The 21,064-nt window shown below is 71.8% G+C and carries 19 protein-coding genes and 1 other RNA gene; 15 read left to right on the top strand and 5 right to left on the bottom strand.

Annotated elements, in window-relative coordinates; genetic code table 11:
- Positions 1-2 precede the first annotated feature (2 nt).
- Positions 3-1,091, top strand: a complete 1,089-nt coding sequence (locus tag Drose_RS30425; RefSeq protein ID WP_260724708.1) for a bifunctional RNase H/acid phosphatase — start codon at positions 3-5, stop codon at positions 1,089-1,091.
- On the opposite strand, the gene Drose_RS30420 is transcribed toward Drose_RS30425, so the two are convergent.
- Positions 1,088-1,867: a sulfite exporter TauE/SafE family protein gene (locus Drose_RS30420; RefSeq protein ID WP_260724707.1), complete on the bottom strand. Its 780-nt coding sequence runs from the start codon at positions 1,865-1,867 to the stop codon at positions 1,088-1,090. The two genes, Drose_RS30425 and Drose_RS30420, sit on opposite strands and share 4 nt — an antisense overlap.
- 29 nt (positions 1,868-1,896) lie before the next feature.
- Here Drose_RS30420 and rnpB point away from each other — a divergent pair.
- From rnpB to Drose_RS30385, 7 genes are all read left to right on the top strand, one after another.
- Positions 1,897-2,274: RNase P RNA component class A (gene rnpB / locus Drose_RS30415), an RNA gene on the top strand.
- Between the two features lie 11 nt (positions 2,275-2,285).
- Positions 2,286-3,071 (top strand): Uma2 family endonuclease, encoded by a 786-nt coding sequence (locus Drose_RS30410; RefSeq protein ID WP_313900056.1) that lies wholly within the window; start codon positions 2,286-2,288, stop codon positions 3,069-3,071.
- A gap of 281 nt (positions 3,072-3,352) precedes the next feature.
- Positions 3,353-3,601, top strand: a complete 249-nt coding sequence (locus tag Drose_RS30405; RefSeq protein WP_260724706.1) for a hypothetical protein — start codon at positions 3,353-3,355, stop codon at positions 3,599-3,601.
- 383 nt (positions 3,602-3,984) lie between these two features.
- Positions 3,985-4,428, top strand: a complete 444-nt coding sequence (locus Drose_RS30400; protein ID WP_260724705.1) for a GtrA family protein — start codon at positions 3,985-3,987, stop codon at positions 4,426-4,428.
- A complete protein-coding gene (locus tag Drose_RS30395) occupies positions 4,425-5,987 on the top strand; it encodes a DUF2142 domain-containing protein (protein WP_260724704.1) in 1,563 nt (520 codons plus the stop codon). The genes Drose_RS30400 and Drose_RS30395 overlap by 4 nt, the downstream gene beginning before the upstream one ends.
- A 105-nt stretch (positions 5,988-6,092) precedes the next feature.
- On the top strand, positions 6,093-6,287 hold the full coding sequence (locus Drose_RS30390) for a hypothetical protein (protein ID WP_260724703.1): 195 nt from the start codon (positions 6,093-6,095) through the stop codon (positions 6,285-6,287).
- A gap of 137 nt (positions 6,288-6,424) precedes the next feature.
- Positions 6,425-7,099, top strand: a complete 675-nt coding sequence (locus Drose_RS30385; protein ID WP_260724702.1) for a fascin domain-containing protein — start codon at positions 6,425-6,427, stop codon at positions 7,097-7,099.
- Positions 7,100-7,183: 84 nt separating this feature from the next.
- Here Drose_RS30385 and aroA read toward each other — a convergent pair whose 3' ends face one another.
- Together aroA and Drose_RS30375 are read right to left on the bottom strand one after the other, a co-directional pair.
- Positions 7,184-8,467 carry a 3-phosphoshikimate 1-carboxyvinyltransferase gene (gene aroA, locus Drose_RS30380; protein WP_260724701.1) on the bottom strand — a complete coding sequence of 428 codons (1,284 nt, stop codon included), beginning with the start codon at positions 8,465-8,467 and terminating at the stop codon, positions 7,184-7,186.
- A 64-nt stretch (positions 8,468-8,531) separates the two neighbouring features.
- Positions 8,532-8,951, bottom strand: coding sequence for a hypothetical protein (locus Drose_RS30375; protein WP_260724700.1), 420 nt, complete (start codon positions 8,949-8,951; stop codon positions 8,532-8,534).
- A gap of 436 nt (positions 8,952-9,387) precedes the next feature.
- Between Drose_RS30375 and Drose_RS30370 the strand changes: the two genes are divergently transcribed.
- From Drose_RS30370 to Drose_RS30345, 6 genes are all read left to right on the top strand, one after another.
- A complete protein-coding gene (locus Drose_RS30370; RefSeq protein WP_260724699.1) occupies positions 9,388-9,585 on the top strand; it encodes a hypothetical protein in 198 nt (65 codons plus the stop codon).
- Between the two features lie 125 nt (positions 9,586-9,710).
- Positions 9,711-11,645: a hypothetical protein gene (locus tag Drose_RS30365; RefSeq protein ID WP_260724698.1), complete on the top strand. Its 1,935-nt coding sequence runs from the start codon at positions 9,711-9,713 to the stop codon at positions 11,643-11,645.
- Positions 11,646-11,770: 125 nt separating this feature from the next.
- Positions 11,771-13,195, top strand: coding sequence for an RNB domain-containing ribonuclease (locus tag Drose_RS30360; protein ID WP_260724697.1), 1,425 nt, complete (start codon positions 11,771-11,773; stop codon positions 13,193-13,195).
- Positions 13,192-13,887, top strand: a complete 696-nt coding sequence (gene npdG / locus Drose_RS30355; protein WP_260724696.1) for an NADPH-dependent F420 reductase — start codon at positions 13,192-13,194, stop codon at positions 13,885-13,887. The genes Drose_RS30360 and npdG overlap by 4 nt, the downstream gene beginning before the upstream one ends.
- A complete protein-coding gene (locus tag Drose_RS30350; RefSeq protein ID WP_260724695.1) occupies positions 13,884-15,083 on the top strand; it encodes a cytochrome P450 in 1,200 nt (399 codons plus the stop codon). The genes npdG and Drose_RS30350 overlap by 4 nt, the downstream gene beginning before the upstream one ends.
- 81 nt (positions 15,084-15,164) lie before the next feature.
- Positions 15,165-16,733 carry a methyl-accepting chemotaxis protein gene (locus Drose_RS30345; protein ID WP_260724694.1) on the top strand — a complete coding sequence of 523 codons (1,569 nt, stop codon included), beginning with the start codon at positions 15,165-15,167 and terminating at the stop codon, positions 16,731-16,733.
- A gap of 27 nt (positions 16,734-16,760) precedes the next feature.
- On the opposite strand, the gene panB is transcribed toward Drose_RS30345, so the two are convergent.
- Positions 16,761-17,591: a 3-methyl-2-oxobutanoate hydroxymethyltransferase gene (gene panB / locus Drose_RS30340; RefSeq protein ID WP_260724693.1), complete on the bottom strand. Its 831-nt coding sequence runs from the start codon at positions 17,589-17,591 to the stop codon at positions 16,761-16,763.
- Positions 17,592-17,781: 190 nt separating this feature from the next.
- Complete coding sequence (locus Drose_RS30335; RefSeq protein WP_260724692.1) at positions 17,782-19,506, bottom strand: NAD+ synthase; 1,725 nt, start codon at positions 19,504-19,506, stop codon at positions 17,782-17,784.
- 152 nt (positions 19,507-19,658) lie between these two features.
- Here Drose_RS30335 and glnA point away from each other — a divergent pair, with 152 nt between their 5' ends.
- Positions 19,659-21,011 (top strand): type I glutamate--ammonia ligase, encoded by a 1,353-nt coding sequence (gene glnA / locus Drose_RS30330; RefSeq protein WP_260724691.1) that lies wholly within the window; start codon positions 19,659-19,661, stop codon positions 21,009-21,011.
- Positions 21,012-21,064 lie beyond the last annotated feature (53 nt).

Raw genomic sequence — 21,064 nt, 5'->3', positions numbered from 1 at the left:
GGATGCGCGTGGTCGTCGAGGCGGACGGCGGGTCGCGGGGCAACCCCGGCCCGGCCGGCTACGGCGCCGTCGTGCGCTCCGAGAGCGGCGAGGTGCTCGCCGAGCGCCAGGGCGCGCTGGGCGTGACGACCAACAACGTCGCGGAGTACACCGGGCTGATCGCCGGGCTGCGGGCAGCCGCGGAGCTGGGTGCCGGCGAGGTCGACGTCCGGATGGACTCCAAGCTCGTCGTCGAGCAGATGTCGGGGCGCTGGCAGATCAAGCACCCCGGGCTGCGGCCCCTGGCGGCCGAGGCGGCGGCGCTGGCCAAGCGGTTCCGGACCGTCCGCTACTCGTGGATCCCCCGGGAGCGGAACACGGAGGCCGACCGCCTGGCGAACGCCGCCATGGACGGTGCGGCCGCTCCGGCACCCGAGGTCCCCGCTCCGGCGCCGTCGGCGCCGACCCGGTCCTGGGCACCGCCGTCGACCGGGTCGCCGCTGCGGATGGTGCTGGTGCGGCACGGGGAGACGCCGTTGACCGCCGAGAAGCGGTACTCCGGCCGCGGGGACGTCCCGCTCTCCGGCCGCGGCCGGGAGCAGGCTGCCGCTGCCGCCGCCCGGGCGCTCGCCGTCGCACCCTCGATCGACGCCGTCGTCACCTCGCCGCTGCGGCGCTGCCGCCAGACCGCCGCCGCGTTCGGCGACGTGCCGGTGGTCGTCGACGACGACCTGGTCGAGTGCGACTTCGGCGAATGGGAGGGGCTGACCTTCGCCGAGGTCCGCGCCGAGTTTCCCGCCGAGCTCGACCGCTGGCTCGCCTCGACCGCCGTAGCGCCGCCCGGAGGCGAGTCGTTCCAGCAGGTCGCCATGCGGGTGCGGCGGGCCGTGCGGCGGCTCCAGGAGCGATACGCCGGTCGGCAGATCGCCGTCGTGAGCCACGTGACCCCGATCAAGCTGCTGCTGCGCGACGCGCTGGCGGCCGGGGACTCGTTCCTGCACCGCCTGTACCTCGACCCCGCCGGGCTGTCGGTCGTGGACTCGTGGCCCGACGGCGGCGTCGCGGTGCGGTCCGTCAACGAGACGGGACACCTGGCCGAGAAGCCCGCCTAGAAGAAGGCACGGTGGAGCAGCACCAGGCCGACCGTGACGCCGAACACCACGACCAGCGCTTTCAGCACCCGGCTCGGCAGCCGGCGGGCCAGCCGCGCGCCGAGGTAACCGCCGATCACCGCGGTCGGCGCGACGACCAGGACGTCGGCCCAGTCGACCGGCCCGAACAGGGCGAAGGCGCACACCGTCACCAGGCCCCCGAGGGCCGAGATGACGTTCTTGAGTGCGTTGACGCGTGCCATCGACTGGTCGAGGACCAGGCCGAGCGCGGCGACCAGCATGACGCCGAGGGCCGCGCCGAAGTATCCGCCGTAGAGCGAACCGAGGAAGACCGTCGCGTGCAGGATGAGCCCGCGCCGGCCGGGGGAGAGGTCCCTGGGGTGCCCGACCAGTCGCCGGAGCCGGTCCTGGAACGCCAGGACGGCGGCGGCTGCCAGTACCAGAAACGGGACGACGATGTCGAACGCGGCCTCCGGCGTCGCCAGCAGGAGGGCGCACCCGAGACTCGCCGCCACGATCGACGTCGGCACGAGGGCCAGCAGTGTGCGCTTCGAGCTGTCGCGGGCGAGGTCCGCGAGGTCGGCGCGGCTGCCGTAGACGGCGGCGACGTATCCGGGGAAGACCGAGACCGAATTGGTGACGTTCGCCGGCACCGACCCCAACCCGGTCGCGATCAGCGCGGGAAACGTGATGAGCGACCCGCCACCGGCGATCGCGTTGACGGTGCCGGCGGCCAGCCCGGCGGCCGACAGGAGCGCGATGTCTGGGAGGTCCATGGTCGGCATAGGATAGACAGTGCGACGGACGAGTCGACCGGGCGGCCGCGTCGGTGCCACGTTTCGCGGCACCGCCGAGGAACGTCCGGGCTCCACAGGGCAGGGTGGTTGCTAACGGCAACCCGGGGTGACCCGCGGGAAAGTGCCACAGAAAACAGACCGCCCAGCAGGGTAAGGGTGAAACGGTGGGGTAAGAGCCCACCAGCGCCCCGGGTGACCGGGGCGGCTCGGTAAACCCCACCCGGAGCAAGGTCAAAAGGGCCTACGGGCCTGCGCAGGCGTTCGAGGGCGGCCCGCCCGAGCCTGCGGGTGGACCGCTGGAGCCTGCCGGCGACGGCAGGCCGAGATGGATGGCCGCCCCCTGCCACAGGCAGGGACAGAACCCGGCGTACAGGTCGACTCGTCCGTCGCCTTGCCGGTGATCGTTGTTTGTGCCGTTCTGAGCTGCGGTTATTCACCTGCGTCGTTCGGCATGATCGGTCAGCTTTGGGCGGAGGCCGGATCCTCCCAAGGCAACGTGACGATGGTGCGTAACCTTACTGCCTTTGTTGCGTGGGCGGCGGTTCGGATGCGGTCGCGTACCGCTGTCGACGGGGCGGCCGGCGTGGGACGCTTGTGGCAGGATCCCGCAGGAGGTGAGTCGCCGATGAGCGTGGCCGTGCTGGAGCACGTCGGTCCGTGGAGCGAAGACGAGTACTTCGCGCTCGGCGAGACCACGAACCGGATCGAGCTGTTTGACGGGAGTCTGCTGGTGAGCCCGGCACCGACCATGCGCCATCAGCACGTCGCACGCCGGTTGGCGAGCATGCTCGAAGGAGCGGCCGACGAGGAAGATCTGTGGGTCTTCGAGGCGATCAACGTCCGCCTCGCCTCGGGCCAGATCTTCATCCCGGATCTTGTCGTCACGCCGATCGAGGACGGCAAGCTCGTCGAAGCTGCCGACGTCGTCCTCGTCGGCGAAGTCGTGTCACCGGGCAATGCCGGCGCTGACCGTGTGTTGAAGATGCAGCTCTACGCCGCTGCTCGCATCGGCTGGTATCTGCTCATCGAGCCGGGGACGGTTGACTCCATGACGCTTCGGCTGCTCCGTCTCGACGGCGGCCACTATGTCGAGCACGCGGTCGCCAAGGATGGCGAGACGCTCGTCTCCGACGAGCCATTCCCGATCGCGATCGAGACCCGCGCCCTGCTGCGCCGCCGCTGAGACCGCCCCAACAAGGAAGACGACGCCGCACGCCCTGGCGACGCCCTGAGCCCTTCCCACAGCAGAGAAACACCAGGTCAAACGCACAACGCCCCCCGAGAACCCGGCGTACAGGTCGACTCGTCCGTCGCCCTGCTTGTCAAGGGCCTGTGCGGGCGTCTGAGCTGCGGGTATTCGCTGGTGTTGTCGATATCCAGCTCAGGCCAGAGCTTCTTCACGGTCGCATACGCCCGCCGCTGCGTGGGACGCTTGTGGCAGGATCCGCCAGGAGGTGAGGCGTCATGAGCGTGGCCGTACTGGAACTAGGTCACAACGGTCCGTGGACCGAAGAGGAGTACTTCGCGCTCGGTGAGACCTCTGCCCGGATCGAGTGGTACCTCCTGGTCGAGCCCGACGAGGCGGGCGCGGTGTCGTTGCGGCTCCTTCGCCTCGACGGCGCGCACTACGTCGAGCATGCAGTCGCGACGGCCGGCGAGGCGCTGGAGACGCAGGAGCCGTTCCCGTTCCGCCTGGACGCGTCAGCGCTGTAGGCGGACGCCCGGACCGCGCCGCCCGCCTGGCAGCCCATGTGCTGTCCACTTCGTGGTAGTCCGGCTTTACCGTTCACCCGTGTCGATTGCTGGAACGCCGCCGTGAGCGAGGTCCGGTGCCGAGCATGGCAGGCCGGCCGGGGCTTGACGTGCCGCAGCAGCCTCACTACTGTCCATCGCTGCAGCAGTCCGAGGGGGAGGCGGTCGCGAGCATTCCGTGCCTGTGTCGGTGCGGCGCCGCCGTTAACGGGGTGGTCGCACGATCCGTGCCCGTGTGCCCCACGGCCAGCGTGGTCCTCCATTCTCTGATGCGCCGCCACGCAGCACCTGCCATGCACCCCCGGCCCTGCTGGCTGCATGCCCCCAGGCAAGGAGACGCCAGCATGTCGGACCGTGTCGACAACCGGCTTGCGAGCCAGGGCAGTCCGACCCTGATCGTGCGGGCCGTCGGCACGCTGGCCAGGCTGAGCGCGGTCAGGTTCCTGCTGGTCGGCGTCACGAGTCTGGGCATCGACGCGGGCACGCTGTTCGTTCTGCACGGCGTCCTGCGGCTGTGGCTGCCGGCGGCGACGGCGTTGGCGTACATCACCGGCCTGCTGTTCAACTTCGGCTTCAACCGCCTGTGGTCCTTCGAGGCGAGCGGTGCCGCGATCGGCCGGCACTTCTTCCGGTACGTGCTGCTGGTCGGCGCCAACCTCGGGCTGAACGTGCTGCTCATTTCGGCCCTCACCGGGCTGGGCCTGTTCTACCTGCTGGCCAAGGTGCTGTGCACGTCCCTCCTGGTGGTCATGAACTACTTCGTGTCCAAGAAGTGGATCTATACGTGAAGAAGCTGCTCACGCTGGTGTGGCGCCGTGGCCAGTGGTTCCTGGCCTTCCTGGGCTTCTTCCTGGTGATGTCGTCGTGGTCCGTCGCCGCGCCGTTCGACGGCACCATGGACGACCGGGCACACATCGCGCGCGCGGCAGGTGCGGCGGCCGGCGAGTTCACCGGCGAGGAGTCCGGTTGGGGGCTCCTCCAGTCCGTCCCGGCCGAATACACCGCGGACAACTGCTGGATTCACGACCTGGCCGAGTCGGCCGCCTGCGCCCCGCCGTTGCGGCCCGGCCCGAAGGTGCGGTTCTCCAGCACCGCCGGCCGTTACTTCCCGCTGTACTACATGGCCGTCGGCTGGCCGCTCAACACCTTCGGCGGCTGGACCGGGCTGTACCTCGCCCGCATGATCAGCGCCGCGTTGTCGGCGGCGTTCCTGGCCAGCGCCTTCGTCGTGCTCGCCCGCCGGTCCCGGTTCGGCCTGCCGCTCGCGGGTTTCCTGGTGGCCGCGTCACCGATGGTGATCGAGCTCGGCGGCGCGATCAACCCGAACGGTCTGGAGATGACCGCCGGTATCGCGCTGTGTGCCGCGGGCGTCGCACTGTTCCTCGGCCCGCGGCGCGGCGCCGACCGGCCGCTGATCTGGCTGATGGGGATCAGCGCGGCCACGTTGTCGGTGCTCAAGGTCACCGGCCCGCTGTGGGTGGCCGTCATCATGGCGGTGTTGCTGGTACCGATCCGCCTCGATCGCCTGCGTGAACTGCTCCGGACGCGGCTGGTGCGGGGTTGGCTCGCCGGCCTCGCGCTCGCCGTCGCCGTGTCGGTGTGGTGGACGCTCTACGCCGGGGCGACGAACATCGTGCCCCTCTCGATCGAGCAGCGGTTCAGCGTGTTCCAGGCGGCACAGGTCGAAATGGAGCGGTGGGTGTACTGGGACGGCGGATACCTGCACCAGATCGTCGGGTTGACGTCCTGGCTGGACACCCGGATGTTCGAGCCGGCCTACCCGGTCTGGTGGGGGCTGGCCGCGGGCCTGATCGTGCCGGCGCTCGCCTTCGGCAGCCGGCTGGACCGCTGGCGGCTCTCGGCGATGATCGTGGGCTCGGTGGGCTTGCCGTTCGCGATCCAGGTCGAGCAGGCCAACACCCTCGGATACGTGACGCAGGCGCGGTACTTCATGCCGATGATGGCCGGCATCCCGCTGATCGCAGCCTTCATCATGGAGCGGCACGTCCTCACCGCCGCGCAGTCGCGCGCATACACCCGGATCGCCGTCGTCGCGCTGGTTCCGATCCAGTTCGTCGCCCTGGTCTTCACCATGCAGCGCTGGCAGCAGGGCCGGCCGAAGCACCTCGGCCTGAGCCACCTCAACCCGTTCGCCGGCGACTGGCATCCGCGGGTCGGCTCGCTGTCGCCGCTGCTGCTCATGCTCGTCGGCCTGGTCGTGGTCGGGGTGCTGTTCTGGCGCGCGTCGACGCGGGCCGCGACGGGCCCGGACGAGCTTGTGCCGGACGCCGCACCGGGCAGGGACCACCACGATCAGCGGTTGGCCGGTTCGGTCACCGTCTCATGATCGTGCAGCGTTTGTGCGGCCAGAGGTCAAGGCCGCGAAGTGAAGCCGTGCGGTCGTCTGTCCACCCGGTGTCGCGCTACGGGATGGTGACGCACCGTCGTGCGGGTGGTGTCTGTCGCTCGTGATCGCCGCTGGACCCGGAACGTGCCGTCCCGGGTCCCGGACCGTGAGAGCAGCGAGCTGCACAAGGCGGTCGTGGTGTCCCTCGTGAACCGCTGGATCGAGGCGTGCGGCGGCCGATCGCCGGATGGCGGGCTCGTCCGGCGACGGGATGCCGGGGTCGCGGTGCGGGGCTGGTGACCGGCGCCGCTAAGTGTGGCTCAGGTTGCCCTTAATATCGGCTTTCCTCGCTTGACTCGCATCGACGAACATGCGGAGCATGGCCACAGTGCGCGGTTACCCGTGACCGCCCCGGGCCACGCTTCAGGAGACCAGCAGTGCCACGCATCAGGGCGCGTCTCGCCATTGTCCTCAGTGTCGTCGCGGCCGCCGCGATCGCCACGCCGCTGGCGATCGCGCGGGCCGAAGAGCACGCGGCGCCAGGCGCCGTCGACATGGGCAGCCTCAAGCCTGCCAGGATCGACATGACCGGAGCCACGCCCGCGAACGCCGCCGCGGCCGGCACCGAGACCGCGCTCGCGATCGAGCCGACCACAGTGCCCGGGCTGGTCTACTGCCGCCGGTACTACATCTGGAGCATCCGCGCGGGCCGGTACGTCGCCGAGGAGCAGGGGTACACCGGTTCCCTGCACAACATGCTCCGCGCCCGCACCGCCTTCGGCTCCCGCGGGAGCTGGGAGCAGTTCAGCATCTGCTCGCAGGACGGCGGCCGCACCGTGTACCTCACGGCGGCGTCGGGATACCTCGTGACGGCCGAGTTCAACTACTCCGGCGCCGACTTCGGCGTCCTGCGCGGCCGCGGCCAGTGGGTCGACATCTGGGAGACGTTCGACGTGTGGTCCGAGGGCGGCAGCTACTTCTTGCGCAACGTCTCCCGCGGCACGTTCTGGACCTGCCGTCTCGACTACACCGGCGCCTCGTACAGCATGATGAAGTCCAGCGGGGCGAGCGGCGGTAGCTGGGAAGCGCTGCGCTTCGACCCGGTGGTGTGAGCCTCGGATCCGCGGGCGGCCCGCCCGCGGATCGCCGGCCGCCGCCCGGCGGTCGTCCGGTCGGCGGCTCGACCGGCAGGGAGCTCACGCCGCGGAGAGCCGGGCCAGATCGACGAAGTACTCGGGGTAGGTCTTCGCGACGCACTTCGGGTCCTTGATCCGGATGCCGGGGACCCGGAGGCCGAGCAGCGCCAGGCTCATCGCCATCCGGTGATCCTCGTACGTCTCGAAGGCCGTCGGTGCCGGCATGCCCGGGTCGATCGTGAACCCGTCGGCGTCCTCGACCGCGTCGACGCCGGCCCGGCGCAGCTCGGTCACGACCGCCCCGATCCGATCGGTCTCCTTGCCGCGGATGAAGCCGATGCCGCGCACCCGTGTCGGGGAGTCGGCGAACACCGCCACGGCGGCGAGGGTCTGCGCGGTGTCGGAGATGTCGGCCATGTCGACGTCGATGCCGTGCAGCGCGCCGGTGCCCGTCACCGTGATCCGGTCCTCGGCCCGCTCGACGCGGGCGCCCATCCGCTCCAGCAGGTCCGCGAACCGCACATCGCCCTGGAGGCTCCGCGAACCGAGGCCCTCGACGGTGACCCGGCCGTCGCCGATCGCCGCGGCCGCCAGGAGGTACGAGGCGGCGCTCGCGTCGGGCTCGATGTCGTACTCGGTCGGCCGGTACGAACCCGGGTGCACCCGCAGCCCGTCCACCGTCACGCCGAACGCGGCCATGACCGCGGCGGTCGCCTCGACGTAGGGGACCGAGACGAGCTGGGAGGTCAGTTCGACGGAGAGCCCGTCGGTCATGAGCGGCCCGGCCATCATGAGGCCCGAGAGGTACTGGCTGGAGATGTGCCCGGGCAGCGCCACCTTGCCGCCGGCCACGGGGCCCGTCACCGCGACCGGCAGGAAGCCGGGCTTCCCGAGGTCCTCGACGGTCGCGCCGAGCTCGCGCAGCGCGTCGACCAGCGGGCCGAACGGCCGTGCGCGGAGCTGCGGGGTGCCGTCGACGACACCGCGGGCCGGGCGCAGCGCCGCGGCGGGCAGGATGAACCGCGACGTCGTGCCGGACTGACGCGCGTCGACGGTCACCGGACCGGTCGCGGTGCGCGGGTCGACCCCGTCGACGACGACGGTTCGGGCGGCCTCGTCGACGGTCAGCGAGGCGCCCAGCGCGCGGACGGCGTCGAGCATCGCGTGGGTGTCGTCGGCGAACAGCACCCCGGTGAGCGTGCTGCGCCCCGGCGCGAGCGCCGCGCAGATCAGTGCCCGGTTGGTGATGCTCTTCGAGCCCGGCGGGCGCAGTGACGCGTCGGGCGGCGCCGTCAGCGGCGTGACGGCGAGGACTTCGGGCAGCTCTTCAGCATGCAGGGTCACACGGCAATTCTTCCGCAGCCCGAATCGGGTACGGCGGGTGCCCCGGCACCGCCGCACCACTCCGTCAGGCGAGCCGCACGCGGTACGTCAGGTCGTCCACCGGCTCCAGAGCGACCGGCGAGCCGGCCGTCAGGTGCCGGACGGCCGCCGACACCCACAGCTCACGCGGTGCCGCACGGTCGGCGAGGCGCAGCGCGATGTCCACGACCGGCCCGGCGAGCCGCTCGGCGTCGTGCGGCAGGTCGCCCACGTGCAGACCGAACCGGACGAACGTCAGCGCGCGGGCGCGGAGGTAGCGGGTCACGTCGCGGACCGCCGCGTCCGGTGCGGTGTAGACCAGCAGGGGCCGCCGCCCGTCCCGGGCAGGCACGAGCCGGCCGCCCACGAGGTGCGCGGCGACGTCGTCGGCGTCCGCGGAGCCGCCGATGGCGAGGACGGCGGCGGGCGCGGGATCCGGAGGTACCACTGCGGGATCCTGGGTCATGGTGGACTCCACGGGGGTGCGGGGGGATCGGGTCCGGATCCCCGGCGGCGGGCAACCGGATCGTAGCGGCCCCGGCGGCGCTTCCTGGCGGTGCCGTCCACGGTGGACGCTTCCTCGTTCGCCTCCAAACGAGGAACGGAGGGTCGACCGGACGACTCGAATGTGGTTCCTCCGTTCGGCTCACCCTCGGGTGATGGTGGACACAGGACCGGTACCCCATTTCCCCGTCCGCGGTGGGATTTCGCGGTCGGCCATGATCGCCGGAAGCCTTGTCGCGCAAGGGATTCACGAACCCGGTGCGAGCCCCCGAGGCCTCGGTACGGCGTGCTCTGCGTGTCTGCGACCGGTGTCGGCCGGTTGCGTCTACTGTGGAATCCCAACCAGCTATTTGCCGGTTTCGGTGGCGCATGTTTCGTTTGCGGTGCACAGTGATGTCATGAGCAGCAGCGGTGCTGAGCGGTACTACTGGTGCCTTTCTCACCAGCGGGTCGAGTCCGAGGCCGACATGTGCGCCGGAAGGGATCGACTGGGCCCTTATGATTCGGCGTCAGAGGCCGAACTGGCGCTCGACAAAGTTCGGGAACGCAACGAGGCGTGGGACGCCGAAGACGAACGGTGGGAAGGCAAGCACTAGCGAAAGGCCGGCGCAGGGCGACCGCGAACCGCCCGGCACAACCGGCAAGGCAAAACCGTCCACCCGCACAACCCAACCGCGAACATCCCGCAGGACGCGGGAGAATCTCCTCCAGGAGGACCACGATGGCCGCAGCTAAGAAGGCCACCACGAGATCGGCCGCAACGCGCGCGGCCGCAACGAGCCCGGCCGCCGACACCCCGGCGACCGCTGTGACGTCGACGGCCCCCGCCAGGGCCGCGAAGACGGTCGCCGCTTCGGCCTCCCGCCGGACGGCGACCTCGACGGTGACCCCGTCGATCGGGACCACCGCCCGCAAGTCCACCGCGGCGCGTTCCACGGCTGCGAAGGCGGCCACGGCCCCCGCCGCGAAGGCGGCGTCGGCCACCAAGTCGGCCACCAAGTCGGCCACCCGGTCGACGGCGGCCAAGCCGGCGGCGAAGTCGAAGTCGGCGGCGAAGTCGGCGGCTCCGGCGGCGCGCTCCACGGCGAAGGCGGCGACGCCCACGGCGAAGGCGGCGACGAAGGCGGCGAAGCCTGCGGCGGCGAAGAAGACGACGGCGGCGGCTCCGGCGGCGCGCTCCACGGCGGCGAAGAAGACGACGGCGGCGGCTCCGGCGGCGAAGAAGACGGCGGCGACGAAGGCGGCGAAGCCTGCGGCGAAGTCGACGGCGGCGAAGAAGACGGCGGCGGCCGCGAAGGCCGCTCCGGCGAAGGCGACCACCCGGTCGACCGCCGCCGCGGCCAAGGCGTCCCCGGTGAAGAAGGTCACCGCGAAGGCCGCGGCCAAGTCGGCGGCGGCGAAGAAGACCACCGCGGCGAAGAGCACGGCCACCAAGGCCGCGGCGGCGAAGAAGACCACGGCCAAGGCCGCTCCGGCCAAGACCGCGGCCAAGTCGGCGGCCGCGAAGAAGACCACCGCGGCGAAGAGCACGGCCACCAAGGCCGCGGCGGCGAAGAAGACGGCGACGCCGGCGAAGGCCGCCACCAAGGCCACGCCCGCCAAGCGCACGACGGCGGCCAAGGCGTCCCCGGCGAAGTCGGCGGCCAAGGCGGCGGCGACCAAGGCGGTGAAGGCGACCAAGGCCACGGCCACCAAGGCCGCGGCCGCCGTGAAGAAGACGGCGGCGAAGGTCACCCCGGCCAAGCCGGCGACGAAGACGACCGCGGCGAAGAGCACCGCGGCGAAGAGCACCGCCGCCAAGAGCACTGCGGCGAAGGCCACCAAAGCGGCCCCGGCGAAGAAGACCACGGCCACCAAGGCGGTCGCCAAGACGGCCGCCGCCCGGAAGACCACGGCGAAGGCCGCGCCGGCGAAGAAGGCCGCCACCAAGGCGGCCCCGGCCAAGACGGCGGCGAAGAAGACCACCGCCAAGGCCACGCCGGCGAAGACGGCGACCAGGGCGGCGGCGAAGTCGACGACCGCGAAGGTCACCCCGGCGCGGACGGCCGCCAAGGCGACCGCCACCAAGGCGACCGCCACCAAGGCGCCGGCCACCAAGGCGGCGGCCAAGACGGCGCCGGCGAAGACCGCGAAGGCCACGACCGCGAGGGCGACCCCGGCCAGGACGGCGAAGGCGACGGCGGCGAAGGCCACGACCGCCAAGACCACCCCGGCCAAGACCGCCACCCCGGCAAAGTCGGCCACCCCGGCAAAGTCGGCCACCCCGGCCAAGACCGCCCCGGCGGCGAAGGCCACCACGGCCAAGTCGACGGCGGCGAAGAAGACCGCCGCGAAGTCGACGGCGGCCAAGAAGGCCCCGGCGAAGAAGGCCCCGGCGAAGAAGGCCCCGGCGAAGAAGGCCGCCGTCACGGAGCCGGTCGCGGCCGGTGCCACGGTGGCGGCCACTGGCGAGCCGGCCGCGACCGAGCCGGCGCCGCCGGCGGTCGTGTCCGAGGGCGGTCTCGACGCCGGCAGCGCCGGGGACGTCGAGGGCGCTCCGGCCGCTCCGGTGTCGGGTGCCGAGGCCGAGGCCCTCCCCGGCCGCGAGAACGGCAACAACCCCGAGGAGGCGGCGAACATGACGGCCGCCGACTGGGCCTCCCTGGCCCGCCCGTAACACCCACGCTCGAAGCACCGCACAGAGGCGCGGCCCGGCACGGGCCGCGCCTCTGTCGTGTCGCGGGCGGCGTCCGCGACGATCGACCAATGTCCGGACCGCCGGACGACTGGTATGACTGACCGGTGACCTCCCGCCGAATATTCGCCCCGCGGATCGACTTCACCGAGCTCCGTCGCGAGCTGGAGCTGCCGACCGGGTTCTCCGCCGCCGCCGCCGAGGAGGCCGAGGCGGCCGCGAAGCTGAGCTTCGACGACCGGCCCGACCGCACCGACCTGCCGTTCGTGACGATCGACCCGCCCACGTCGAAGGACCTCGACCAGGCGCTGCTGCTGCGGCGCGGCGACGGCGGCGGCGGTTATCGGGTCTGGTATGCGATCGCCGACGTCGCCGCGTTCGTCACCCCCGGCGGCGCGCTTGAGGCGGAGACGCGGGAGCGCGGCCAGACCGTGTACCTGCCCGACGGCAAGGTGCCGCTGCACCCGCGGGTGCTCAGCGAGGGCGCCGCGAGCCTGCTGCCCGGCGCCGACCGGCCCGCCGTGCTGTGGACGATCGACCTCGACGCCGAGGGCGCCACGACCGCGGTGACGGTCGAGCGGGCCCGCGTGCGCAGCCGGGCCCAGTTGCACTACGAGCAGGTCCAGCGCGACGTCGACGCGGGCACCGCGCACGAGTCCGTCGCGCTGCTGCCGGAGGTCGGCAAGTTGCTCGTGGAGCGCGGCCTGCGGCGCGGCGCGGTCGACCTGCCGCTGCCCGAGCAGGAGGTCGAGCCGGACGGTGACGGCTGGCGGCTGACGCTGCGGGCGCCGGTGCCGGTGGAGGAGTACAACGCGCAGATCTCGCTGCTGACCGGCATGGCCGCGGCGCGCATCATGCTCGACGGCAAGGTCGGGCTGCTGCGCACGATGCCGGCGCCGCCGGACGATGTCGTCGATCGGCTGCGGCTGGCGGCGGGGGCGCTGGGCGTACCGTGGCCGGACGGAGCCTCGCCGGGGCGGGTGATCGCGGCGTTGGACCCGGCGCGGCCCCGTGCGGCGGCGTTCCTGGACCAGGCGGCCGAGATGTTGCGCGGTGCCGGCTACACGGCCTTCGACGGCGCGGAGCCGGAGCAGCCGCTGCACGCCGCCGTGGCCGCGCCGTACGCCCACGTGACGGCCCCGCTGCGGCGCCTGGCCGACCGGTACGTCACGGAGGTGTGCCTCGCCCTGTTCTCGGGCGCTGAGGTCCCGCTGTGGGCGCGGGAGGCGCTGCCGAAGCTGCCCGAGGTGATGCGCCGCACCGACCGGGTCGCCGGGGCGGCCGAGCGGGGTGCCGTGGACCTCACCGAGGCCGTGCTGCTCGCGGGGCGTGTGGGCGAGCAGTTCGAGGCGGCCGTTCTCGACGTGGAGCCGAAGGGCGACCGGGGCGCCATCGCGCTCGACGAGCCGCCCGTGCGGGCCCGCTGCGTGGGAGAGGCACTGCCGCTGGGGGAACGGATCCGGGTCCGGCTGGCCGATGCCGACCCGGCCCGTCGGAGGGTGCAGTTCGAGAGGGTACAACTGGAGGCATGAGCTACGACCAGATCGAACTGCCCGACGTTTCCGGACTCTCCGTTGGCATCCTCGGCGGCACAGGCCCGCAGGGCCGCGGCCTCGCCTATCGGTTCGCCCGGGCCGGCCAGCGGATTTTCGTGGGCTCCCGGTCCACCGAGCGCGGCGCCCATGCGGCCGCTGAGCTGCGCGAGATGCCGGGAGTGACGCCCGATCTCGTCGAGGGCGGTGACAACCCGTTCGCCTGCCAGGCCGACGTCGTGATCGTGGCGGTGCCGTGGGAGGGACACGCGGCCACGGTGGCGGACCTCGCCCCGCTGCTGGTGGGCGGCAAGATCGTGGTCGACTGCGTCAACCCTCTCGGCTTCGACAAGCAAGGCCCGTTCCCGTTGCCGGTCCCCGAGGGCAGCGCCGCCGAGCAGGCCGCGACCCTGCTGCCCGAGGCGCGGGTGTGCGCCGCGTTCCACCACGTCAGCGCGGTGCTGCTGGCCGATCCCGAGGTCGACCGCGTCGACCTCGACGTGTTGGTGCTCGGCGACGACCGGGACGCCGCCACCCAGGTGCAGGCGCTCGCCGGACGGATCAGCGGGATGCGGGGGGTGTATGCGGGGCGTCTGCGCAACGCGGGGCAGGTCGAGGCGCTGACCGCCAACCTCATCGCCATCAACAAGCGGTACAAGGCGCATGCCGGAATCCGGGTGACCGACCTGTGACCGCCGGCGGACCGTTCGACCCGTGGTCGCGGGAGTTCGTCGCGCGGCCCTACCCGGCCTACGCGTGGCTGCGCGAGCACGAGCCGGTCTGCTGGTTCGAGCCTTCCCGGCAGTATCTCGTCTCGCACCACGAGGACGTCAACGCCCTGCTGCGGGACCGCCGGCTCGGCCGCAGCTACCTGCACGTCTTCTCCCACGCCGAGATGGGCCGGCCGGAGCCGCCGGCCCACCAGGAGCCGTTCTGGCACCTGAACAACAACGGCATGCTCGACCGCGAGCCGCCCGACCACACCCGCCTGCGCCGGCTGGTGTCGCAGGCGTTCACGCCGCGCCGCGTCGAGGCGCTGCGGCCCGTCGTGCGGCGGCTCGCGGACGGGCTCGTCGACGCGTTCGTCGAGAACGGCGGCGGCGACCTCATCGCCGAGGTGGCCGAGCCCCTGCCGGTGACGGTCATCGCCGAGCTGCTCGGCATCCCCGAGGCCGACCGGCACCACCTGCGGCCGTGGTCGGCGGCGATGTGCGGGATGTACGAGCTGAACCCGTCCCGGGAAGCCGCCGACGCCGCGGTGCGGGCCTCGGAGGAGTTCTCCGACTACCTGCGCGCGCTGGCGCGTGCCCGCAAGGCAGCACCGCAGGACGACCTCGTCAGCGCGCTCGCCGCCGTCGACGGGCTCAGCGAGGACGAGCTGATCGGCACCTGCGTGCTGCTGCTCAACGCCGGTCACGAGGCGACCGTCAACGTCACCGGCAACGGCTGGTGGGCGCTGCTGCGCAACCCCGACCAGCTCGAACTGCTGCGCGCGGACCGGGACCTGCTGCCCGGCGCGATCGAGGAACTGATGCGGTACGACACACCGCTGCAGATGTTCGAGCGCTGGGTGCTGGAGGACATCGAGGTCCGTGGCGTGCCGATCCCGCGCGGCAGTGAGGTCGCGCTGCTGTTCGGCTCCGCCAACCACGACCCGGCGGTGTTCGCCGAGCCGGAGCGGCTCGACCTGTGCCGCAAGGAGAACCCGCACGTCTCGTTCGGCGCGGGCATCCACTACTGCCTGGGCGCGCCGCTGGCCCGCATCGAGCTGGCCGCGTCGTTCGGCGCGATGCTGGACAAGGCGCCCGGCCTGCGGCTCGCGCAGGAGCCCGAGTGGAAGCCCGGTTACGTCATCAGAGGCCTCGAAAAGCTCGAGGTGTCGCTGTAGGGGCTCGACAATCCTTCAACCCGGTACGCGAGCGGCCGATGTGACGGGTACACCCGCACATATCGCGTGAATGGGGACAGCATGGCCGTTTTCGCCAACCTCGGCATCGTCCAGAAGATCGGCGTGCTCTGCGTTGCCGGTGTGGTGGTCTCGGCGGCCACCGGCGGCACCGGCATCTACGCACAGCTCAAGCTGAGCGACCAGGCCGAGGTCGTGCGGACGCTGGAGGCCGCCAGCGGCATGGTGCACCACCTCGACACCCGCGAGGCGGAGCTGAAGGTCGACGCCTACCGGTCGGTGGCCGAGCCGGACGTCGGGGCGATCATCCAGGACCTCCCCGGCGACCTGGCCTCGGTCACCGACGTGCTCGCCGAGCTCGACGCCCTCACGCTGCCCGGCGACGTCCGGGCGGCACTCGACGACATCAAGGCCGACGCCCTGGCGTTCAACACCTTCATCGACACGTTCGTGCGGGACGCGCAGCGGGACCAGGCGTCGGTACGCTCACGCGAGCCGGAGATCGCCGACCGTAACCACGCCGTGGACGACAAGCTCGGCGCTCTGCAGGATCTGATCGACGCCCGGGTCGCCGCGGAACGCGACGCCATGACCACCACGCGGGCCACGGCACGGTGGGCGACCGTCGGCGTCATCGTCGTCGGCATCGTCTTCTTCCTGCTGCTGTCGATCCCGGTCATCCGCGCGATCAGCGGCCCGGTGCGCCGCGTCCGCACCGTCCTGGAGGGGCTGGCCCGCGGCGACCTGACCCAGAAGGCCGGGGTCGGGGGCCGCGACGAGATCGGCCGGATGGCGGCCAGCCTCGACGAGGCGATGGAGAGCATCCGCCGTTCCCTGGCCGCCGTCAGCACCAGCTCGGACGCCCTCGCCGACGCCTCACACCGGCTGTCCGAGGTCAGCGACGGCATCTCCGGCGCCACGCTGACCACGAGCCGGCAGATGACCGACGCCTCGAACTCGTCGAACGAGGTGTCCCGGCACGTCGGCATGATCGCCGCCGGCGCGGAGGAGATGGGCGTGTCGATCCACGAGATCGCCCGCAACGCCGCCGAGGCCGCCGGGGTGGCCTCCGGCGCGGTCCGGGAGGCCGACGCCGCGAACGAGAAGGTGGACCGGCTCGCCGGCTCCTCGACCGAGATCGGCACGGTACTGAAGCTCATCACGTCGATCGCCGAGCAGACGAACCTGCTCGCGCTCAACGCGACGATCGAGGCGGCCCGGGCGGGCGAGGCCGGCAAGGGCTTCGCCGTCGTCGCCGCCGAGGTGAAGGACCTCGCGCAGGAGACCGCCAAGGCCACCGAGGACATCCGCCAGCAGGTCACCGCGATCCAGGCCGACACCGGCGCCGCGGCCGAGGCGATCCGGCGCATGGCTGCGGTAGTGGAGGAGATCAACCAGTACCAGGCGACGATCGCCTCGGCGGTCGAGGAGCAGTCGGCGACCACCGCCGAGATGAGCCGTTCGGTCTCGGAGGCGGCGGTCGGCGCCGAGCGGATCGCGGGCAACATCGCCGGGGTCGCGGACGCCCAGACGACGACCGCGCAGGGCGTCGGGCGCGCGCAGGGTGCGGCGGCCGAGCTGGCGCAGATGTCGCAGGACCTGCGCCAGCTCGTCTCGCACTTCAGGTACTAGACAGGGGTCCTCCGCCGCTCGCGGTCGTCAGAACGTGTGCTCCTGTGCCGGGAACGCGCCGGAGCGGACCTCGTCGGCGAACGCCCGGGTCGCCTCGGCCAGCGCGCCGGCCAGGTCGGCGTACTGCTTGACGAACCGCGGTGTCTTGCCGGCACGCAGTCCGGCCATGTCCTGCCAGACGAGGACCTGGGCGTCGGTCTCCGCACCGGCGCCGATGCCGATGGTCGGAATCCGCAGTTCGTGGGTGACGCGCTTGGCCACGTCGCCGGGCACCATCTCCAGCACCACCGCGAACGCGCCCGCCTCGGCGACCGCGTGGGCGTCCTCGACGACGCTCTCGGCCGCGTCGCCACGGCCCTGGACGCGGTAGCCGCCGATCGCGTGCTCGCTCTGCGGGGTGAAGCCGATGTGCGCCATGACGGGGACGCCCGCGTTCGTGAGGGCGGCGATCTGCGGCGCGACCCGTACGCCTCCTTCGAGCTTCACCGCGTGGCAGCCGCCCTCCTTCATGAACCGGACCCCGGTGCGCAAGGCTTGGGCCGGCCCCTCCTCGTAGGAGCCGAAGGGCAGGTCCCCGACGACCAGGGCCCGGCTCGTCGATCGGACGACGGCGCGGACCAGCGGCAGCAGCTCCTCCACGGTGACCTGGACCGTGGAGGCGTAGCCGTAGACGTTGTTGGCCGCGGAGTCGCCGACGAGTAGGACGGGGATGCCGGCACGGTCGAAGATGCCCGCCGTGTACTGGTCGTAGGACGTGAGCATGGGCCACCGTTCGCCGCGCTCCTTGGCGGCGAGCAGATCCCTCGTGCGAACGCGGCGGTTGACGGCGCCACCGTAGAGGGACTGGACTTCGGACATCGATGTCCTCCTTGTTGTTCCTCGAGGCCCCATGCCGGGGTCCCCGGGCTGTCTTCCCTGATCGTCGCACCGCGCTCGCCGGCCCCGGCAGGGCTGGATGCGATATTTCACAGCCGGGGTCGGGCTCGGCGGCTTCCGGGTGATCGGCGACGGCAGCGGCCGCTGCCGCCGGGTCCCGGTCTCGTCCGGCTCAGGTGGAGGGCTCGCGGAAGCGGTTCGTGATCGGCAGGCGGCGGTCGCGGCCGAACGCCTTGATCGAGATTTTCGTGCCCGGGGCGCTCTGCCGGCGTTTGTACTCCGCCAAGTCGACCATCCGCAGCGTACGGTCCACCACCGCCGGGTCGTGGCCCGCCGCCACCAGGTCGTCGCGGCCCAGGTCGCCGTCGACGTAGCCGGCCAGGATCGTGTCGAGCACCGCGTAGTCGGGCAGCGAGTCGGTGTCGAGCTGGCCCGGGCGCAGCTCCGCGCTCGGCGGCTTCACGATCGAGTTCGCCGGGATCGGCGGCACGTCGCCGCGCCGCTCGGCCTCCTCGTTGCGCCAGGTCGCCAGCCGCCAGACCAGCGTCTTCGGCACGTCCTTGATCGGGTTGAAGCCGCCGACCGAGTCGCCGTAGAGCGTCGAGTAGCCGACCGCGAGCTCGCTCTTGTTGCCCGTCGTCAGCACCAGGTGACCCTCCTGGTTCGACAGGGCCATGAGGATCACGCCGCGGACGCGCGCCTGCAGGTTTTCCACCGCGATCCCGGACAGCGACATGTTGGCCAGGAAGCCGTCGACCATGGGCTGGATCGGCTCCACGCGGTAGTCCAGGCCGGTGCGCCGGGCCAGGTCGGCCGCGTCGTCGCGGGAGTGCTCCGACGAATGGCCGCTGGGCATCGAGACGCCGACCACGCTGGACGGGCCGATCGCGTCGCAGGCGATCGCGGCGACCACCGACGAGTCGATGCCACCCGACAGGCCCAGGACGACGCTGCGGAAGCCGTTCTTGCGCACGTAGTCGCGCAGGCCCAGCACGAGCGCCTGCCAGATCTCGGCCTCGTCGGTGATGCGGGCGGCGATCTCCGGCGGCGGTGCGGGTTGCTCGCTCGAAGGGACGCTGTCCGAGATGTGGACGTTGACGACCCGCATCTCGGTTTCCGGCACCGCGGGCGGGGCCGGTGCGGCGGCCGGCAGGTCCAGGTCGAGGACCATCAGGTGCTCGGCGAACTGCGGGGCGCGGGCGATGAGCGAGCCGTCCGGCCGTACGACCATCGAATCGCCGTCGAAGACCAGCTCGTCCTGTGCGCCGACGGTGTTGACGTACGCCACGATCGCCCGTGCCTCGGCCGCCCGGCGGGCGACCAGGGCCAGACGGGTGTCGTCCTTGTTCAGCTCGTACGGCGAGCCGTTGATGTTCACCACCAGCCCGACCCGCGCGGCGGCGGCGATCGCGAACGGGCCGCCCTCCTGCCACAGGTCCTCGCAGATGGTGAGCGCGATGTCGACCCCGCCGACCCGGATTACGGTCAGCGTGTCGCCGGGCTCGAAGTACCGGTCCTCGTCGAAGACGCCGTAGTTGGGCAGGTGGTGCTTGAAGTACGTGGCGACCTGGCCGCCGCGGTGCAGCACGGCCATCGCGTTGCGGGGCCCCACCTCGTCGGCGTCGAGGTAGCCCACCAGGACGACCGTCTCGCCGAGACCGTCCGCGTGCAGCCGCTCGGCCAGCTCGGCGACGGCGTGCCTGGAGGCGGCGACGAACGACTCCCGGAACACCAGGTCCTCGACGGGGTATCCGGTGAGCATCATCTCCGGGAAGGCCACCACGTGGGCGCCGGCACCGGCGGCCTTGCTGGTCCAGCCGAGCACCAGGGCCACGTTTCCGGCGATGTCGCCTACCGTCGGGTCGATCTGGGCGAGCGCGAGTCGCAACCGGGGCATGTACCAAGTGTGGACCACGCCGCCGCGCACCGCCGCTGTGACGTTCACTCCAGTGCCGGGCGGGAGGGCAGGTCCGGTAACTTGTGCGTAACACCACCGGGCGAGACTTGTCCGGATCGGCCATGGACACCGCAGCTCGTGGGGGAACCACCGTGGATCGTCAGCAGGAGTTCGTGCTCCGCACGCTGGAGGAGCGGGACATCCGTTTTGTCCGGCTGTGGTTCACCGACGTGCTCGGCACGCTGAAGAGCGTCTCGGTCGCCCCGGCCGAGCTCGAGTCGGCCTTCGAGGAGGGCATCGGCTTCGACGGCTCGGCGATCCAGGGCTTCGCCCGGGTCTACGAGTCGGACATGGTCGCCATGCCCGACCCGACGACCTTCCAGGTCTTCCCCTTCGAGGGTGGCATGTCGGGTGAAAGTGCCCGCATGTTCTGCGACATCACACTGCCCGACGGCTCCCCGTCCTGGGCCGATCCGCGCCACGTGCTGCGCCGGGCGCTGTCGCGGGCCGCCGAGAAGGGCTTCACCTTCTACACCCACCCCGAGATCGAGTTCTTCCTGCTCGAGTCGATGGGGGAGAGGGGCTCCGTGCCGACCCCGGTCGACACGGGCGGCTACTTCGACCACACCACGCACGCCGTCGCCCGCGACTTCCGCCGCCAGGCCGTGCTGGCCCTGGAGCGGATCGGCATCTCGGTCGAGTTCAGCCACCACGAGGTCGCGCCCGGCCAGCAGGAGATCGACCTGCGGTATGCGGACGCGCTGACCACGGCGGACAACATCATGACGTTCCGGCACGTCATCAAGGAGGTCGCGCTCTCGCACGGGGTGCACGCCACCTTCATGCCGAAGCCGTTCACCGAGCAGCCGGGCAGCGGCATGCACACGCACCTGTCGCTGTTCGAGGGCGAGCGCAACGCGTTCCACGACGCGAGTGACCCGATGAAGCTCTCCAAGGTTGGGCAGGCGTTCATCGCCGGGCTGCTGGTGCACGCCCGGGAGTACACGGCGATCACCAACCAGTGGGTGAACTCCTACAAGCGGCTCTTCCCGCAGACGGTGCCGAACCGGATCACCGAGTCCCCGGCGTATGTCTGCTGGGGCCACACCAACCGGTCCGCGCTGGTCCGCGTCCCCGCCTACGGCAAGCCGAACTCGGCCCGCGTCGAGGTGCGCTCGCTCGACTCGGCCTGCAACCCGTATCTCGCGTTCGCGGTCATGCTGGGCGCCGGCCTGCGGGGCATCGAGCAGGGCTACGAGCTGCCGCCCGGCGCCGAGGACGACGTCTGGGGGCTCACCGACGGCGAGCGGCGCGCCGCCGGCTACGAGTCGCTGCCGGAGAACCTCTCCCAGGCGCTCGACGTCATGGCGGGCTCGGAGCTGGTCGCCGAGGTGCTCGGCGAGCACGTCTTCGACTTCTTCCTGAAGAACAAGCGCACGGAGTGGGAGGAGTACCGCCGCGTCGTCACCCCGTTCGAGCGCGAGCGGTACCTCGGCCTCATGTAGGACGTCGGGGGCCCGACGATGTCACCGGGATCGAGTCGACGCCCGGTCGTTAT

It is taken from the genome of Dactylosporangium roseum, assembly GCF_025264685.1.
Classification (GTDB): domain Bacteria; phylum Actinomycetota; class Actinomycetes; order Mycobacteriales; family Micromonosporaceae; genus Dactylosporangium; species Dactylosporangium roseum.
The sequence above is the reverse complement of the archived record's forward strand: the minus strand, read 5'-3'. Positions and strand labels throughout refer to the sequence as shown.

Bases quoted from the DNA above. Each gene is read 5' to 3' on its own strand.
- Drose_RS30425 (WP_260724708.1), top strand. From the start codon at position 3: ATGCGCGTGGTCGTCGAGGCGGACGGCGGGTCGCGGGGCAACCCCGGC.
- Drose_RS30420 (WP_260724707.1), bottom strand. From the start codon at position 1,867: ATGGACCTCCCAGACATCGCGCTCCTGTCGGCCGCCGGGCTGGCCGCC.
- Drose_RS30405 (WP_260724706.1), top strand. From the start codon at position 3,353: ATGAGCGTGGCCGTACTGGAACTAGGTCACAACGGTCCGTGGACCGAA.
- Drose_RS30400 (WP_260724705.1), top strand. From the start codon at position 3,985: ATGTCGGACCGTGTCGACAACCGGCTTGCGAGCCAGGGCAGTCCGACC.
- Drose_RS30375 (WP_260724700.1), bottom strand. From the start codon at position 8,951: ATGACCCAGGATCCCGCAGTGGTACCTCCGGATCCCGCGCCCGCCGCC.
- Drose_RS30370 (WP_260724699.1), top strand. From the start codon at position 9,388: ATGAGCAGCAGCGGTGCTGAGCGGTACTACTGGTGCCTTTCTCACCAG.
- Drose_RS30365 (WP_260724698.1), top strand. From the start codon at position 9,711: ATGGCCGCAGCTAAGAAGGCCACCACGAGATCGGCCGCAACGCGCGCG.
- npdG (WP_260724696.1), top strand. From the start codon at position 13,192: ATGAGCTACGACCAGATCGAACTGCCCGACGTTTCCGGACTCTCCGTT.
- Drose_RS30345 (WP_260724694.1), top strand. From the start codon at position 15,165: ATGGCCGTTTTCGCCAACCTCGGCATCGTCCAGAAGATCGGCGTGCTC.
- panB (WP_260724693.1), bottom strand. From the start codon at position 17,591: ATGTCCGAAGTCCAGTCCCTCTACGGTGGCGCCGTCAACCGCCGCGTT.
- Drose_RS30335 (WP_260724692.1), bottom strand. From the start codon at position 19,506: ATGCCCCGGTTGCGACTCGCGCTCGCCCAGATCGACCCGACGGTAGGC.